The sequence below is a fragment of the Streptomyces gottesmaniae genome (assembly GCF_031845845.1).
Taxonomy (GTDB): Bacteria; Actinomycetota; Actinomycetes; order Streptomycetales; family Streptomycetaceae; genus Streptomyces; species Streptomyces akebiae.
In genome coordinates this window covers 39,926-56,985 of record NZ_JAVRFJ010000043.1, presented here as the reverse complement: position 1 = coordinate 56,985, position 17,060 = coordinate 39,926, and the positions used below count along the sequence as shown (strand labels likewise).

Annotated in this window: 9 protein-coding genes; 3 read left to right on the top strand and 6 right to left on the bottom strand. The window is 68.9% G+C overall.

Annotated elements, in window-relative coordinates; translation table 11 throughout:
* The first annotated feature begins 97 nt into the window (after positions 1-97).
* Both RM704_RS36315 and RM704_RS36310 read left to right on the top strand, forming a co-directional pair.
* Complete coding sequence (locus tag RM704_RS36315) at positions 98-1,666, top strand: hypothetical protein (RefSeq protein ID WP_033531161.1); 1,569 nt, start codon at positions 98-100, stop codon at positions 1,664-1,666.
* A 196-nt stretch (positions 1,667-1,862) separates the two neighbouring features.
* Complete coding sequence (locus RM704_RS36310) at positions 1,863-3,038, top strand: winged helix DNA-binding domain-containing protein (RefSeq protein ID WP_033531162.1); 1,176 nt, start codon at positions 1,863-1,865, stop codon at positions 3,036-3,038.
* 26 nt (positions 3,039-3,064) lie between these two features.
* On the opposite strand, the gene RM704_RS36305 is transcribed toward RM704_RS36310, so the two are convergent.
* On the bottom strand, positions 3,065-3,268 hold the full coding sequence (locus RM704_RS36305; RefSeq protein ID WP_311592189.1) for a DUF397 domain-containing protein: 204 nt from the start codon (positions 3,266-3,268) through the stop codon (positions 3,065-3,067).
* Between the two features lie 32 nt (positions 3,269-3,300).
* Positions 3,301-4,149, bottom strand: a complete 849-nt coding sequence (locus tag RM704_RS36300; RefSeq protein WP_033531163.1) for a helix-turn-helix domain-containing protein — start codon at positions 4,147-4,149, stop codon at positions 3,301-3,303.
* A 255-nt stretch (positions 4,150-4,404) separates the two neighbouring features.
* Between RM704_RS36300 and RM704_RS36295 the strand changes: the two genes are divergently transcribed.
* Positions 4,405-5,088 (top strand): ATP-binding protein, encoded by a 684-nt coding sequence (locus RM704_RS36295; RefSeq protein WP_033531164.1) that lies wholly within the window; start codon positions 4,405-4,407, stop codon positions 5,086-5,088.
* An 83-nt stretch (positions 5,089-5,171) separates the two neighbouring features.
* On the opposite strand, the gene drmB is transcribed toward RM704_RS36295, so the two are convergent.
* Genes drmB through RM704_RS36275 form a run of 4 tightly spaced genes read right to left on the bottom strand, consistent with a single transcriptional unit; the run spans position 5,172 to position 16,952 of the window.
* Positions 5,172-7,037, bottom strand: coding sequence for a DUF1998 domain-containing protein (drmB, locus tag RM704_RS36290; RefSeq protein ID WP_033531165.1), 1,866 nt, complete (start codon positions 7,035-7,037; stop codon positions 5,172-5,174).
* The gene (locus RM704_RS36285) at positions 7,034-10,288 is read right to left on the bottom strand and encodes a helicase-related protein (RefSeq protein ID WP_033531166.1); all 3,255 of its coding nucleotides are present in this window, start codon (positions 10,286-10,288) and stop codon (positions 7,034-7,036) included. The genes drmB and RM704_RS36285 overlap by 4 nt, the downstream gene beginning before the upstream one ends.
* Entirely contained in the window at positions 10,285-12,192 is a 1,908-nt protein-coding gene (locus RM704_RS36280; RefSeq protein WP_192829813.1) for a UvrD-helicase domain-containing protein, read from the bottom strand. Before RM704_RS36280 ends, RM704_RS36285 begins: the two co-directional genes overlap by 4 nt.
* Positions 12,189-16,952 carry a DEAD/DEAH box helicase gene (locus tag RM704_RS36275; RefSeq protein WP_033531168.1) on the bottom strand — a complete coding sequence of 1,588 codons (4,764 nt, stop codon included), beginning with the start codon at positions 16,950-16,952 and terminating at the stop codon, positions 12,189-12,191. Before RM704_RS36275 ends, RM704_RS36280 begins: the two co-directional genes overlap by 4 nt.
* Positions 16,953-17,060: the final 108 nt, after the last annotated feature.

Here is a 17,060-nt window from a genome sequence, read left to right as displayed (position 1 = left end):
GCGAGGCATGTGTGCCGCCATGGCCCGCCCTTCCGCCGCCTCGTCCCCTCTCCCTCCTGAAGCGCACCCCCCTGTCACCGCTCCCGAGGACCCACGCGTGCACAAGCTCAGAAGACACACCCTGCTGTCGGCACTGTCGGCGATCACCGTCGCGACCCTGCTGGTCACCGGCTGCTCCACCGACTCCCCCTCCACCGCCGACAAGGCGGCTGCCACGACGGCCGACTCCCCCGCGTCCGGCACGGCCGAGGAACAACTCGCCGTCGTGTCCGCCCCGACCGGTGACGCCACCCCCACCGCCGTGGCCGACGCGAACGCGGCCGACCGGGGCAAGGCCGAGAGCTCCGCGCTCAAGGTCGCGTCGTACGACAGGAAGAGCGGCCGGGCGGTGATCGCGGCACCGGCGTCCGGGTCGGACGCCGAACCGTCCGCGACTCCGTCGACGACGGCCTCCGCCTCCCAGGACCCCGACGAGGCCGACACCGCCCCCGGCACCGGCAGCGACCCCGGAACGGACACCGACCCCGGAACCGGCACCGACCCCGGAACCGGCGCGAAGCAAAAGCCGAATCCGAATCCGAATCCGAAACTCAAGCCCGCCGTGGCCGTCGGCGACGTCATAGCCAGCGCCCCCGCTCCTGGCGCCCCCGACGGCGTGCTGGCCGAGGTGACGGAGATCGTCGACACGGCGGCGGACGGCGGCACGACCGTCGAGACGGAGCCGGCCGAGCTCAACTCCGTCCTGGGCGAGGGCAAGGCGGACGGCACGGTCCCCGTCGACCCGTCCACCCTGGACGTCGACCCGCTCGTCCAGGGCGTGAAGGTCTCCTGGGCCAAGACCGGCGACCTCACCTTCGGACCCGAGGGTGCGAAGCTCCCGCTCGGCAGCCTGCGCATCGACGTGGGCGCGGCCGTGGAGACCGCGCCGGACGCCCCCGCCTCGGCAGCGGCCTCGGTCGAGGGCTTCGTCCAACTCGCCCCCGAGGTCGCCTTCTCGTACGACGGCTCAGGCTCCGGCACGGGCTCCTCGCCGGGCGGCGCGTTCCTGGGCCTGACCGGCGACTGGGCCTCCCAGTGGTCGCTGAAGGGCCGGGCGGCCGGCTCGACCGACGGCAAGCCGATCCGTATCCCCTTCGCCGAACTGCACGCCGATCCCGTCATCCAGGTCGGCCCCGTCCCGATCGTCGTCAACCTGGACCTCGTCTGCTACTTCCAGGTGGACGCCGACGGCCGCGTCACGGTCGACGTCGAGCAGGACCTCAAGGGCGACTTCCGCGTCGGCGGCAACTTCACCTGGGCCAAGGGCTGGCAGGGCGTGAGCGAGTCCCACATGACCGGGGAGCCCCTGAAGACGACGGTCACGGCCGTCGGCGACGTCAAGGCCGCGATGGGCGCGGAGGCGACGGTCGGCCTCTACGGCACGGTCGGCGTCACCGCCGACATCGCCCCGTACCTCCGCGCGGAGGCCGACGCGACCGCCGAGGGCTCGGCGAGCGGCACGGGTTCGGCGAAGGGCTCCTGGGCCCTGTACGGCGGCATCGACCTCACCGGAACCCTGAACCTCCAACTGTCCATCTTCGGCACACCGATCTTCCAGAAGAAGATCCCGCTGGGCGCCCTGCACGAGGAGTGGCTCCTGACGAAGGGCGAGGCGAAGACGCCGTAGGGCGTACCACGCACCACGCACCACGCACCCCGCACCCCGTGTACCGCAGGCCCTGCCCTCCTCCCGCGAGGCAGGGCAGGGCCTGCGGCTCGAGCTACGGAGGCCGAAGGAGCTGCGGAGGCCGACGGAACCGCGGAGGCCGACGGAACCGCGGAGGCCGACGGAACCGCGGAGGCCGACGGGAGAGAATCCCCCCATGGGGACCACGAAACTCACCGCCCGCGCCCTCAACCGCGCGACACTCGCCCGCCAACTCCTCCTCAGCCGAGCCGAGTTGGACGTGCCGACGGCGATACGACACATCGTGGCTCTCCAGGCCCAGCACCCGGCGTCCCCGTACATCGCGCTGTGGAACCGTCTGTCCCCCTTCGACCCCACCACCCTGGACGCGGCGCTCACCGACCACCGCCTCGTCCGGGCGACCTTGATGCGGATCACCGTCCACACCGTTCACGCGGACGACTACACCCCGTTCCGCGAGGCGATGGAACCCACCCTGCGAGGCTCCCGCCTGGGCGACCCCCGCTACCGCGCCTCCGGCCTGACAGCCGCCGACGCCGACGCCTTCCTCCCACTCCTCCTCGACCACGCCGACCGCACCGTGCGCACGGCCGCCGAACTCCGAACATGGCTGGAGGACCACCTCGGCGACGCCACCACCCCGGACACCGGCGCCCACCGCATGCTCCGCCACTACGCGCCCCTGTGGCACGCCCCCACCGGCGGCCCCTGGTCGTTCGACACCCGCCAGTCCTACGTCGCGGCGTCCCCCCGCCCGTCCCTCACCGACCCGGACGCGGCGGCCGAAGGCCTACGCACCCTCATCCGCCGCTACCTCCAGGGCTTCGGCCCGGCGACGATCGCGGACATGGCCCAGTTCGCGCTGATCCCCCAGCGCCGCATCAAAGCGGCACTGGCCGCCATGTCGGAGGAACTCGAAACCCTGCAAGCCACCGACACAGGCCAGACCCTGTACGACATCCCGGGCGCCCGACGCCCCCCGGAGGACACCCCTGCCCCACCCCGCCTGATGGCCATGTGGGACAGCACGCTCCTGGCCTACGCCGACCGGGGCCGCCTCCTCCCGCCCGAGTACCGCACGTACGTGACCCGCATGAACGGCGACGTCCTCCCGACCCTCCTGGTGGACGGCCACGTGGCCGGCATCTGGCGCCCCCTCGGCAACGCCATCGAGGCCACGGCCTTCCACCCCCTCCCCACCCCGACCTGGGAAGCCCTCACGGAGGAGGCCACGGCCCTACAGACCTTCCTCACCACCCGATCGGACCCGACCCCGTACCGCCGCTACGACCACTGGTGGACGAAGCCACTCCCGGGCACGTCGGAGACGCGCTTGCTCGTGGCTGCTTGACGCCGTGAGCTTCCCGGACGACGAACTCAGTCGTCGCTTCCTCCGAGATGAGGCCGACTCGACCGGCCCTCATTCCTCAGGGTCGGGAGGAAGCAACGCCAGGCATCACCACGAACGACGACGGTGCCTTCCGCAACCTTGGAGTCCCGCACCAGGACGAGATCGGCGGATATCGCACACTCCACGCACTCGCCTCCGGCACCGTTGCTGTACGACGATCTGAACCACATCAAGTGCCTGCCGTGGACGGAATCTGCCATGGTCATCTTGCGTATTCCTTAAGAACTGTCTTGATCAACTGTGTTGAGCGCGGAGGGCTGAGGGCCGCAGCTCGTAGCCCGTCGAAAGCCCTGCTGTACTCACGGACATGATGCTCGCCTTCCAGGTAGACGGCATCGGTGATGCCGTCCCGGTAGACCAGATCGGGGTCCTCGGGAGCGGGGAAGCCGAGCATGGTGAAGGATCCCGTGGCTGGACAGGTCCCTGAGTCGAAGGGAAGAACCTGCAAGGTCACGGCCGGCAGCTCTGCCGCGTCCAGCACACGTTCGAGTTGCTCCCGCATCAACGCCCTGTCGCCGACGACGTTGCGAACCGCGCCTTCGTTCATGATGAACCAGGCATCGGGGGCGTCAGGGCGAGTCAGCATGGTCTGGCGCTCCATGCGTACGCGTACGGCCCTGTCGAGGTCCTGGGCGGACATGTGAGCCCCTGTGGCGTGGAGTTCGCGGGCGTACTCCTCGGTCTGCATGAGTCCGGGCACCAGCTCGCTTTGGTACTGCCGGAGCGTGGAGGCGTCCTGCTCCAGCCCGATGTAGATGTTGAACCACTCGGGAACGCCCGCCCCGTGCACCTGCCACCAGCCGCGTGTCTTGGCCTGCCGTGCAAGTGACTTGAGAAACTCACGCAGCTCGTCGCTCGTGCCGTAGAACCGACACAGGGCATCGATGTCGGAAGGCTGGACCCTGCCGCTTCCCGTCTCCATCCGGTTGACCTTGGAGCCGCTCCAATCCAGTGCCTGGCCGATCTGGGCGCACGTGTGCCCGCTCTTCTCGCGCAGCTTCTTCAGCTCGATCGAGAGACGACGACGTCGCGCCGTCGGGGAACCGGCCATTACGAACCTCTTCAACCATCCGTCGAACAGCGGACATTCAGTCTTCCGCCAAGGGGTGAGCCTGCCAATCACTCGGAAGTGGGAATCCCGCCGTGCACATTGCACAGCGGGATACGCCGGCTGCATTCTTGCTGCGGACGCCACTCACCGTGAGTAGGCGTGACGCTCCGTTGCGCATGCGGACTTGGTCGAGCATGGGGTTCGGAGTCGAGTCGGCATGCGACGAAAGAGGTCCGAGTGATCCAGACACCGTGTATGTCTCGGCAACCGTGGGACTTGACGTTCGTGTCCGACCCGGAGGAAGTAGCCGCACTGAGGCGCCTGATGCGGCTCCAACTGGGACTCTGGGGACTGCACGAGCTCGTCGACGAGGCTCAACTCTGCGTCAGCGAACTCGTTTCGAACGTCATCACACACGTCGGTCACGGCACTCCGGTCACGCTGGTGGTCTCGGTGAACGGCACTCGACTGCGCATCGAGGTCCACGACCCCGACACGCGCGCCGTGCCCACGCTCGTGGCCGCGGAGGCCGATTCGGAGTGCGGACGTGGTATGGCCCTCGTCGATGCCGTGGCCGACCGCTGGGGCGTTCTGCTCCACAGGGGGCGGAAGGTCACGTGGTGTGAGTTGGACACGGGCATCATGCCGGCGAGCGACCATGGATGCGGCCCAGGGGTGTTGCGTGCCGAGACGCTGCTCGATGTCTATGCCACGACGAAGGCGCCGCCCGCTTCGACCATCGGTGACAGGCTGAACACGATCATGGCCGAAGAGGCGGTCATCGGCGCGATCACGGACTTCCTGCACTGGCTTCGGGCACACGGAAAAGATCCGGACGAGGTGCTGGACCACGCGCAGACCCGCTTCGAGTCGCAGATCCGGGAGTTCGAGGCGACAACCCGCCCAGCCCGGAACCGTCCGGTGAAGCGGCGGAACTGACCGATCGGACGTGGGGAGCTGTGTCACGGGGACCGACAAGAAGCATCAGGTCTCTTGTCGGTCCCCTTCGGGCAGCGCCGACCTCACCGGTCCAACAGGTGAGCGAAGAAGCCCAGATCCGGGATTTCCGGTGTGCCGACGAGCAGCGCGCGGTCGAGCAGGATGTTGTTCTGTTCGCAACTCGTCTCGGGGAGCATCACGCAGGCGTGGCATGCGGCGAGATTCGTGCCGCCCGTGCCGGACGCCTCGGACTCGACACAGAGCGGGTCCGAGGAGCACCACTCCGCACGGTGGACGGCCGAGCGGATCGCCCGGTCGAGGTGCTCCGGCTCGCCCTGGGCGACGAGTCCGCCGAGGCTGCCCGCCGAGTCGCTCGTCGCGGTGTAGATGAGAACTCCGGCCATGTCGTCGGCGGCGTACAGACGCTCGCGCAGGGATGCGGCCGGGTAGCCCGCGTCCAGGCTCCACTCGTTGATGAGAACGTGGGCCAGGGTGTGCAGCAGCACCATGCGGGGGGTGGCCGGCGAGGGGACGACACTGCTGGGGTCGCCGGCCCGCTGCTCCAGCACCCGCTGGTGAGCGGCACGCATCCGCTCGATCCGTGCTGCCACCGCCGTGGCCTTCTCCCATGCGCCGAGCCGCTCCTCGTCCAGACGGAGGAAGACCCCCTCGCCGCGCACCTCCATGGCCGGCAGCCAGCGCAAGGGGGAACCGGACAGCGGCATCTCCTTCGACTCGGTCGTGGAGTCGGGGTCGGCGAGCCGGGTGAATGCTTTGAGGGCGCGGACCTCGCGGAGCTTCTTCACCAACATCGGGCCGGTGACCCCGAGCGGGCCGAGTACGGTCCCGTCTCCCAACGGGGCCTCGCAGACGAACTGTTCGTCGTGGGAGTGCCCGCTCTCGTCGTTCCCTGAGCGGAGCCGCTCGTACTCCTTGTTGCGCAGGGCACGGTAGCGGTGGTCGAAGGTGGGAGCCGTCTGGCCGTCGGAGTCCTCCTCGCGTTCGGCGTCCAGCAGGTCCATCACCTCGTTCAGCGGCACGGGGCACTCGCCCTTGAAGACACCCTTGAGATAGATCTCGACGTGTTCGCGCTTGTCGTACATCCGGAGTGCGTCCCAGTGCTCCGCCAGCGGATCCGCGCGGCCGTCGCTCCACGGCGGGATGGAGAGCGCCGACCTCAGCACCGGCTGCCACACAGCCGAGGAACCGCGCTGAAGAGTGCGCAGAGGGAGCCCACACTCCTGGGCGGGCGCGGACGTTCCGAGCCACGGTCGGGGGCCGAAGCACTTGAGGCCCAGGTCCTTGAGGGCGTTCCTGCGGAAGGAACCCTCCATCGATACCTCGGGAGCCTTTCCGCAGGTGCACGAGACGAGGATCGAGCGGAGCGAGGACGTGCGCCCGGACGCGCGCAGCCTGAGCTTTCCCCCGCACTGCCCGGTCGTCGAGGCACCACGGTCCGCGGAACGGTGCACCCACTGCCAGTACGGGAACTCGCCGAGGTGTCCGGCCTCGCATGCGACGACGAAACGGGAGGGTACGAGGTCGACCTCGCAGGTGCCGCAGATACTGCGTCCGGCCGGCGGGTTGAAGTCGCGGTGTCGCTGGAGTTCCTTGCACTCGGGGCAGGAATGCATCAGGGGGAAGCGGCGGACCCTGAGGCCGTCCTTGCTGCCGTCGTCGGACGCGGGCGGCAGCCGGAAGTAGTCGACGTCGAGCAGGCGGGCCAGGCGCCGTTCGTAGATCCGAGGGGACTCGTGGGGGCTCCAGCTCCGGTCGGCGTCGTCCAGGCCGGAGACGACGAAGGACTCGGCGTCGACGGCGACGAGCGATCCGATGCCGTACGTGGTGATCGCCTGGGCGCGGCGGACCGAACCGCGTCGCGGGAGGTTGTGGGCGGGCACGTCGCCCTTCGTACCGGTCCGGCGACGGCGGGCGGGGGGCGGGGTCATCGGGTTCCCTCCATGAACAGGGCGGACTCGGCGTCGACGTCGCGCAGGCTCCACAGCGTGGCCCACGCCTCTGCGTCCTCGGACTCGTCGTCGTACGCCTTCAAGAGGGAGGGTGCACGACTGCCCCTGCTGGGTTCGAAGAGCAGGCCGCCGTCGATGTCGGCCGCCTTGCACCACCACTCGACGAACTCGTCGAAGGCACGGGACGTGGCCTCGACCTCCTCCGGCGACACCGCCTGCACACGCTCCAGGAGCACGGTCCTGATACGACCCCGGAGAACGTCTTCGTAGGCCTCGACCTTGCCCGCGCCTTCGTTGGGGCGCGCGGCCGGGATCAGGAGGCGGGCGAGAGCGACGATCACCGCGTGCAGCCCCCGGTCGCGGGCGCGGGCGGAGAACGGTGTGACAGAGGTGGACTCGACCTCGCGGTAGAGGGCCGAGTGGAAGTGCTGGAAGCTCTCGTAGTGGGAACGGTCCCTGGACCGGGTCGAGTTGAGCATGACAGTGACCAGGCCGGGGTGCGCACGGCCGACCCGGCTCGTCGCCTGGATGTACTCCGCGGTCGTCTGCGGCTGGCCCATCACCGCCATGAGCCCGAGGCGGTCCACGTCCACACCCACCGCGATCATGTTGGTGGCCAGGAGGACGTCCACCGCGTCGTCGTCGGGACACTTCTTCTCGATCCCTTTGAGACGGGTCGGAATCTCGCTGGCGTCGACACGACTGGTCAACTCCGAGTAGTTGGTGATCTGGCGGGTCGCCACCCCCTCGCGTCCGGCGAGGAGCTCCAGATAGGCCACCACGTCGTCGTGGACCTGGAGTTCGGCCGCGGAGAGCAGCCGAAGGCTGTTGAAGTAGCCGACGAGGCTCCAGTACGCGTCGCGCACCTCGTCCTCCGTCTGCGCGTGTTTGGCCCGGTGCAGCAGGGTGGCGTACGTGCGGATCAGGAGCGTGGACTGGCTGGTGCCGGGTGAGAGGAGGCCGACGTAGCGCCTGCTCGCCTTCTCCTCGCGCGGTGTCTCCACGGCGAACCACGAGTCGCGGGCGTCCAGTCCGGCGGGCGGGAACTGACGAACGCCGCGTGCGAAGAGGTGGCGGCTCTGGTCGGCGGCGCGACGGATGGTCGCTGTGGAGGCGATCACCTTGGGTCGGTTCGCGAGCGCGTCCACTGCGGTCTCGTAAAGTCCGGTCAGGGTACCCAACGGGCCTGAGATCAGGTGCAGTTCGTCCTGAATGATCAGCTCCGGGGGCGGAGTGCCGTCATCCGGGTCGTCGAGGTTGAAGAGCGCCGAGGTCGCCGGACGCCACGGCATCGACGCGAACTTGTCGACGGTGGCGATCACCAGTGTCGGCCGCGCGTCGTACACCGCCTCGTCGATCAGGTGGACGGGCAGGCCGTCGGTGAACTCGCAGTCCGTGCCGGGACAGCGGACGTGCATCCGCCTCGCGTCCTCGTCGGCCTCGTAGTTCCGGGCGTCGAGACGGGTCCCGCACCAGGGGCAGGTGTGCAACTGGACGGGGTTCTCGGTGGCGAGGCGCTTGTCGAGGCTTCTGCGCAGCTCGTCGAGCTTCTGGCCTGCCACGGCCAGCGTGTTGGGAGTGGCCGATCGACCCACCCACATCCCGATCGAGAATTCCTCATGCCCCAACTCGGGCGTCCTGCGCCGCATGTGCTCCATGGCGCAGAGCAGGATCGCCGCGCGCTCGAACTGCTGAAGGGTGAGCAGTCGCAGCGTGTAGCGCATGAGGACGGTTACACCACCGCCTTCCGTGCCTTTGCGGATACGACGCAGGAACGACGTGAGGGCGATGAGTCCGAGGTAGGCCTCGGTCTTGCCGCCACCGGTGGGGAACCACAGCAGATCGGCGATCTCGCGGTCGCGGTGGTCGGGGTTGTCGATGCCGGCCAGACAGAGCAGTACGAACGCGATCTGGAAGGGGCGCCAGTGACCGGCGGCCGGGTCGGGGTCCCCGACCCGGCCGTTCTTCACCCACGCGCTGCGGGCGCGCTGGTCGGCCATGGCGCGATTGGCGAGCCGGAAGGCCCTCATCAGGTCGGGCTCGGTCCGCAGCAGCTCGATACCCTCGCGGATCCGGTCGAGTGCCTCCCGACAAGCCTCCACCTGATCCCGCGCGGGCTCCTCGTGGGTTTCGCCGACCAAGGCCTCCGCTTCCGCCGCCTTGCGGTCGATCCAGTGCTGGTAGCCCGTGGCGAGATCCTCCAGAGCGGCCAGCACCTCGCTGTCGGACTTCTCCGCCAGTCCCAGCATGGACAGAGCCGAGCTGTCGATCTCCGGATTGGAGTCGGTGAGCAGCACCTCCACCGTGGGAACGAACTCGCTCCGCACCTCGGCGACGGCGGCCCTTCGGGTGTCGGTCATGCCGATCGGCGGCGGGGTCCAGTCCCATTCGGCTGCGCACCCGTGGCCGACGGCGAAGGTCGGGGCGTGGCGGTGCAGCAGCCTGCTGGTGGCGATCTCCGCGTCATGGGCGAAGGTCGGCGCGGGTCGCTCGACGAACGCGGTGGAGCCGTCCGCGGAGCGGACGGTGAGACCGCACTGGAACAGGGAGAAGGCGTCCTGGAGTTCGCGTTCTCCGATCTGGTGCGTATTGACGAGCGTGACGGTGATGGTGACCGTTCCGGTGGTCGCGTGGGGACGTCGGACGTTGACGCGCAGCCGTGCCCCCCCACCCAGCTCGAACTGCATGTCGGGGGCAGGTGTGGTCACGTCGATCTCGGTGTCCGGAAGCGACAGCGGCCTGCGTCGCCACTGTTCCCGCTGGTCGGACGTGGTGCGAGCCTCGGCACGCCGGGCCGCGATCCGATTGCCCTCCGGATCGGTGGGCTCGTAGACGGCCGCACGCGCCGAGACCACGATCGAGTCGCTTATGGCTGGGTCGACCGCGAAGGTCAGCCCCATCGACGAGGGGCGGCGGGAGCCCGCCGCGCCCACCTCCTGTGCGGTACCGGACTCCTCGATGTCGTCACGCGTGCGCAGCGGGGCGGTGTCCAGCCCCTTGTGCTCGGCCTCGTCCTCACGGAGCCGCTGCTCCGCGGTGGAGCCGGCCGATCGCGGGTAGAGGACGCCGGTCAGATAGCGGTCGATCGGAGCGTCCTCGGAGAGGACCTCGTCCCGGTCCTCCCGCGCGGCATCCGGGGCGGGACCGAGAAGCTCCCGGCGGAGCCCCACCAGCAGCACCTCGTCCCGGACCCGATAGTGCTCGGAGTGCCGACCTGCCACTTGCGTCATGCGCGCTGCTCCTCGTTCTCGTCGGCCGGTCGGTACCTTCCGATGCCGGTGATCCGGGGGACGATCCATGCGCCACGGTCACCGAGACCCGCGTTCGCGCCGGCGGCGGCGCTGCCGGTCACCGTCTCCAGGGTGTCGACCCGGGCGCCGTGGATCTCGTCGGGCCACCAGGGGTCCCACGTCCTGTTCACCTTCTGCACCTGGAACAGGTCCTCTCGGAACCGCTCCGACGCCTCACCGATCTCCCGGCCGTCGTGCACCAGAGCGTACGGCGGGCTCTGGTGCTCACCCATCGGCAGATCGTGGCGCTTGCGCAGCACGACGTCATGCCCGGGGGCGACCCGCGCCAAGAGGTACGCCTGGGTCGCCGCGGCATCGGAGTCGTGGCCGGGCGGGCTGTCCCGGCAGATGTCCCCCGCCTCGGCCACGAGGCCGTGTCTTTCGTACGGCCGCCATCCGCCGACGTAGCGGCGGCCGTTCTTCCGACCGCCCGCTCTCTTGAGGATCGGCAGCTCGGGTGACCGCGAGTGGTACAGATCCTCACGGGCGCGAGTCATCGCCACGTACAGGGCTCGGGCCTCGGCGGGGAGATCCAGGTCGTCGTTCTTGTACTGCTTGCGCAGCTCGGCGACGGTCGGTGGGGTCAGGACGATCACCCGGTCGAACTCGAGGCCCTTGGCCCTGTGCACGGTGGAGACGACGACGCGCGCGGTTTCCGGGTCGGCTGCCTCGTCGGGGAACCTGCCGTCGGCGACCGAGCGGCGCAGCCGCTCCAGATCGAGCACACCGCGCCCGGCCGACCGCGCGACGCGCCGCAGCACCGTCCACAGGCCGGTCACGTCCGGTTCGTACGGCAGGGGGATCTCCGCGAGCAGCGAGCGGAACCGGTCCTCGGTGAGGCCGGTCGCCTCGGTGCGGCGCAACAGCTCGGCGACCCAGTACGGCACCGGCCGCTCTTCGAGGGGGCGCCGCAGCAGGTGCTCGACGCCGTGCTCGTGGAGCAGACCGGAGACCACCAGGGCCTGTCGGTTGTCGCGGGTGAGGATCGCGCAGGTGTCGGGGAAGGTCCGCAGCCCTTCCAGGGTGAACGGATCGGTGAGGTCGCCCATGTCGTTCGCCGGATCCAGAAGCAACTCGCGGAGTTCCTCGTAGAGCGTGGCCGCCTCGTCCGCTGCGGTGACCTGCTGGAGTCGGGGCCCGTGTGTCAACGCGACCCGGGCCTCGGGGGTGACGGCTCGGAAGTTCCGGGTGAGGTGCAGTTCCACGAGTTCGTCGAGGTACGAGCCGCGCAACCAGTCGAAGAAGCGCCCGGTCTCGTCCGCTCGTTCGGCAGGGTCCTCGATCTGGAAGCCGTAGACGGACTGGGCGGCGTCGCCGACGACGGTGAAGCCGCAGCTGTCCTGGTACCGGTCGAGCAGCGTCTCCACCAGCTCTCGGCGACCGCCCACCAGGTCCTGCACCTCGTCGATCACGACATGAGCGGGTGGGACGGCATCGCCGGACTCCAGCGCACCCTCCTCGATGGCACGGGTCGCTGCGCTGATCCGCTCGTCGAAGCCGACAGCACCCCACTCGCCGTCCGGCTGCGTCTGAAGGAGCACCCCGTACGCCCAGGCGTCGAAGGTCTGGGCCCGCACCCGATGTGCCCGCTCCCCGTGACGGACGATGCGCTCGCGCAACTCGCGGGCGGCGGCCCGGGAGAAGGTGAGCACCAGGATCTCGGCGGCCTCCAAGGCCTCGTCGGGGTCCTCGTGACCGCACAGCGCGTCGAGCCGGCGCACCAGCGTGTGCGTCTTTCCCGCCCCGGCGCCGGCGGTCACCAGGACACGCGCGTCCCAGGGCTGCTCGACGACGGCCCGCTGCTCGTCGGTGAGCGGCGGGCTGTCGAGGTAGGCGTCGGTCACTTTCTGCTCCAGAGGTGCTCGAACTGGGTGAAGGCGAGTCGGGTGTCGAAGTTCGCGATGTTGTCGCTGACGTTGAGGATCAGACAGGTGTCCTCACCGCCGTTGAGCGGGCCACGCAGTCCTCGACCGATCATCTGCTGGTAGACGTTGGTGCTGTAGACGGGGCGGGCCACGACCACGGCACGGGTGGCCGGAGCGTCGAATCCCTGCGCGAGCACGCCGTAGTTGGTGAGTACTCGGATACGTCCGTCGCGGAACTTCTCGATGCGTGTGCGACGGTCCTGCGGGCTGGTCGTCGCGTCCACGGCGGCGGACCGGATTCCCCTGTCGTTGAGCATGGCCGCGAGGTACTTGGCGTGGTCGACGGAGGTGGCGAAGAGCAGGGTCGGCCAGTCGTCGGGCAGCTCCGCCACCGAGTCGACGATGCGCCTGCTGCGCGCGTGGTCGTCGGCGAGTCGTTGTTCGGCGGCCCGGGACAGCATGGCCATCCGTTCGGCCTGAGCCTTCTCGTCACGGGTCAGTTCGATCCGACCGCCTTCCAGGGTGCGGTGCTCCACCTGGGCGAGCATCCCCCATTCCTGGAGGTCCCGGTACGGATCACCGGACGGGAAGACACCCTCGTCGAGCCTACGGTTCCCGAAACGGCCGACCAGACGGCGGGTCTCGTCCTCGTTGGTGTTGCGGAAGGGCGTGGCCGTCAGGCCGAGGAGGTGTCGACCGGTCTCGTACTGGGTGAGTCCCAACTGCCGCAGGATCGCGGTGTATCGCGGGGAGACGGCGGTGTGGGCCTCGTCCACGATCACCAGCGCGGCCTGACGCAGCCACGTGTACGGCTCGGTGTCCAGACAGCGATCCAGTTTGGCGTCGGTGGCGACCACCAGGTGTGGGTGCTCGAGGACGTTCCCCACCTCGTTGCCGCTCCAGAGTCGGCTGATCGTCAGTGGACGCTCCGCACCCACTTTGCTCCACACGAACTTCCAGCTCTGCACGGCCTGTTCGCACAGTTCCTCGGTCTGAGCGATCCACAGCAGCGGTCCGTTCAGGTCGCCGACGCGCTTGACCCAGCGGATCACGGCCTCGGCGGTGACCCGGGTCTTGCCCGCGCCGGTCGGCAGCGACAGCATGCCGCGCTGGGGAGCGAGGCGGTCGAGCATGGTGGTGATGTTGCGGACCAGATCCTCCTGATATCCGTGAAGGCTCGGGAAGTCCCGAGGGCCCTCGACGGTCTCGAACGCCGGCGGTGTCGGGGTCCGCGACCCCGCGAAGGAGACCGGCAGCTTCAGGTCCGAGACGAACGCGACGGCGGACGAGGAGCCGCTGTAGGCGACGGGCGCGTCCGGGAATCGTGCCTGGATGTCACGGGCGTGCTGATGGAGTACACCGTCGCCGTGAGCGTTGAAGGCCATCTGCGCGATCCGCTGCCCCGAGGGCTGCACACCGTCGGTTGCTTGCAGCTCCGCCTCCATCAGTCCTTCGGGGAGACCGATCCGGAGCGCCTCCGCCCCGATCAACAGCTCGATCTTGGTGACCACGTCCTCGGCGTCCCGCACGGCCTTCCGGGCCGCCTGCAACGCGCTGTCCCGTGCCATCCGGTCCTGGTGTTCGAGCACAGCTCGGCACCCTGCCGCGCCCAGACCCAGCCCGAGTTCGCGATCGATCAGGCGGAGCATCGGTTCGGGATCCAGGGGGACGCGTACCTTGACGGTGCTGTCCTGACGGACGGCCTCCAGGGGAGTGGCCTGGGTGCCGTTGGGTGTGCGGGTGACCTCCTCCAGCTCCGTGCACCGCTGCACCAGGCTGTTCCGGTTGGAGCTGTTGAGGTGCCGACGCAGGCCGGGATACAGCTCGACCAGTGGCACCGGATCGCCCTCCACCACTTCACGGGTCTCGCGACTGATCATGTCGGAGTAGCGGTGCATGCCCCACTTCTCGACCATCAACTCGGCGTCCTCGACGGTCGGCACGAGCAACGCGGGCACCTGCTCGGCACGGAGCACCCCGTACTCGGCGGGCCCGACCGCGAGCGTGATCTCGTCGTCGGGACGCGTTCCCCAGGTGTCCCCGATCCGACAGCGGGTGAGAGCGTCCTCGGGGAAGTCCGCACCGAACCGGGTCAGCATCACGTAGGTGGCGCCCACGAAGGAGTCGTCCTCGCTCCGGGAGACCTCGTCGAGGAGCGCGTTCCACCGGTCTGCCGGAACCTCCTCGATCGTCGCAGGAAGCCGCAGTTTGCGGGCCTTCTCGGGGGACAGGTCGGCGACCGGCAGCACGTCGCTGTAGGCGGAGAGCTGCGGACCGACCGCTTCGATCAGCGGTTTGATTCCCTGGGAGGTGGCAACCGTGCCGTACTTCCGCAACATCCAGCGGATCGGTGAGATCGCGGCCTGCCGAGTGCTGCTCTGCGCACCGATCTGCAGCGTCCAGTTGTCGACGACGGCATCGTCGGGAAGTGCCTTGAGGAAGGCGGCACGGGACTCGTCGGAGAGCGCGCGGAACAGATGGAGCGGGCCCCCGATGGCGGCTCCTTCGATCTTCATCCGGCTCAGGGCGGGGCGCTGCGCCTGGCTGTCCAGCGTGCGCAGATAGGCCGAGTGGACTGCCTGTCGGTACTCCTCGAACCAGGCTTCGCCGCCCGTCGGCCGCACTCCTGTGCTGGGCCGGTCCCGAAGGCCGACCTGGGCGAAGAAGGCCACATCGTCGGAGTGGAACGTCATGTCGACGGCGACGGTAGGGTCACGCCGCGCGTCGACCACCCTGCCCGGAAGCATGCAGTCCTCGATGGGCCGGAACTTTCCGTCGGCGGTACGCACGCGCAGCGTGGAGCCCGGCGCGGCGATCCGCTCCAACACCCGGTGCGCCAGGTGCCGGATCCCGGCCTTGCGGAACAGCTCCCAGAACCGCTGCCATTCGGCGTCCCGGTAGCCGTCGAAGCCCTGGTCGAGGACGCTGACGAAGCGACCTTCGAGGTCCGCCTCGCGGATGCCGAGAACGTTGAGCGCGTGGGCCAACGACGGATCCTGGGCGAGTGCGCCGTCCACATACACGAGGGATTCACGCAGCCCACCCTGGTCCGCACGGCGGAACACCCGGCCGGGCACGGGCGCGACGAGTCCGTGCTCCTCGGTGAGCACGATGTGTGCCTTGCGTGCCTCCTCCGCGTACGGCGAGCCGACTTCGATCATGTTCGCGAGGATCCGGATCGCCACCGCCGAGGCCTCGGCGGTACCGCTTCCCACCAGGGCTTCCAGCCATGTGCGGACATCCGCCCGCTCGTGCCTGGCCGCGTCGAGGATGTGCTCGACCTTTCCGGAACGCAGGGAGTCGGCCTCGACGCTCGGGTGCAGCCAGTTCGAGGGGCGACCGGGGCACTCGTGCCACATCCGCAGCCAACCGGCCGACCTCTTCAGGTCCTTCTTGTCGAACCGGGGGTGGACGCGGAGCTCGGCGGGCGTACGCAGCACGCCCTCCTGGTCGGGCAGCGACGGACGGGTCGCGGCCCGGGCCCAGATCTCCCGGGTCAGGAACTCGTCGGCCCAACTGATCGCCTCCTTGATTCGTCCCGGCAGCAGCGGGAGGTAGGCGGCGGGGTCCTCGGCGGGCGACAGAGCGGGGAGCGAGTCGACGACCAACGCCGCCGACACCTTGATCATCTCCTGGTTGAACGGCGACGAGTCCAGCAGGTTCTGACGGTCCTCGTTCGTCTTCCACGCGCCGTTGAGGATGCCGCTCAACGACATCTCGTACTTGGTCGGGAAGAAGGACCAGAACCTGCCGCGACCACGGATCTGTGAGTTGGCGTACAGGCCCGTCTCCGGGTTCTTCCGCAGGGCGGGAACACCCCAGGAGAGGTCCAGCGAGACCCGGTCATGGAGTTCACCGGCGTCCGCCTGGGCCGCTCGGCCGGGTGTGTGGGTGGTGGTGAACACCCGCCAATGGATGCTGCTGGCCTTCCCTGTCCTCTCCTCGGTCACGGTGTGCAGATCACCGGTCTGTCGAGACGTCAGAACCCGGCGGGCTGCAGGAAGGTGACGACGGTCCTCGAGAACGACCTTCGCGACGTGTGGTGAGAAGAGCTGGAAGCCCACCGGGAACTCGTCACGAGGCTCGCCATGTTCCTTGGCACTCCCACCGTGCATGTCCAACCCCAGCCGGCGGTCCGCCTTCGGGAGCAAGGGCAGGCGTACGACGGTGGTCGCCCAGCCCAGCAGCTCGTGCAGGACGGGGTCGGCGGTGCGCTCGGCCTGCACGTCGAGAGGGCGAGCCATCCGCAGCACGGGGGCGTCGAATTCCGCACCGTATCGCGAGGTTACGCCGGGCACACTCTTGATTTGCTCGTACGACCAGGCGCGGTCGAACCCGAAACTCCCGGTGCTGCTGAAGAATTCCGGTGTGTCGGTCACGACGAGGACGGACTTCACGCCCACACCGAACCTGCCGATCTGCCCGCCGCGCTTCTTCGACATACTCATTCGAAGAATTGTCTCAGCGCCCTCGGGGGTGACAGGATTTCCTTCGTTCGCGCAGTACAGGTGGGTACCGGTGAGGACGACGTGGATTCTTCCGCCGGGCTCGGCCGTGATTTCGTCAGCCGCGTTCTGAACGAGCTCGAAAAGCTGACGATCGCCGTATCCCCCTTGGGTGATGCGACGCTCTCCATTGGCGTGCTCAGCTACGAGACCGGGGTCGACTGCATATGTTTTGAGGACACGGGAAGACTGCTCGACAACGGTTTCAATTACCGGAGAGGACGAATGCGACACGGTCCTGCACTCCTGGGGTGTCAAGGATTCGGGCGGTGGTGTGCGTGAGGGGCCGACTGTCGTCTGGTACAGCCGGCCCACGGGACGTGCGAGAGGTGCCAGAGGGTG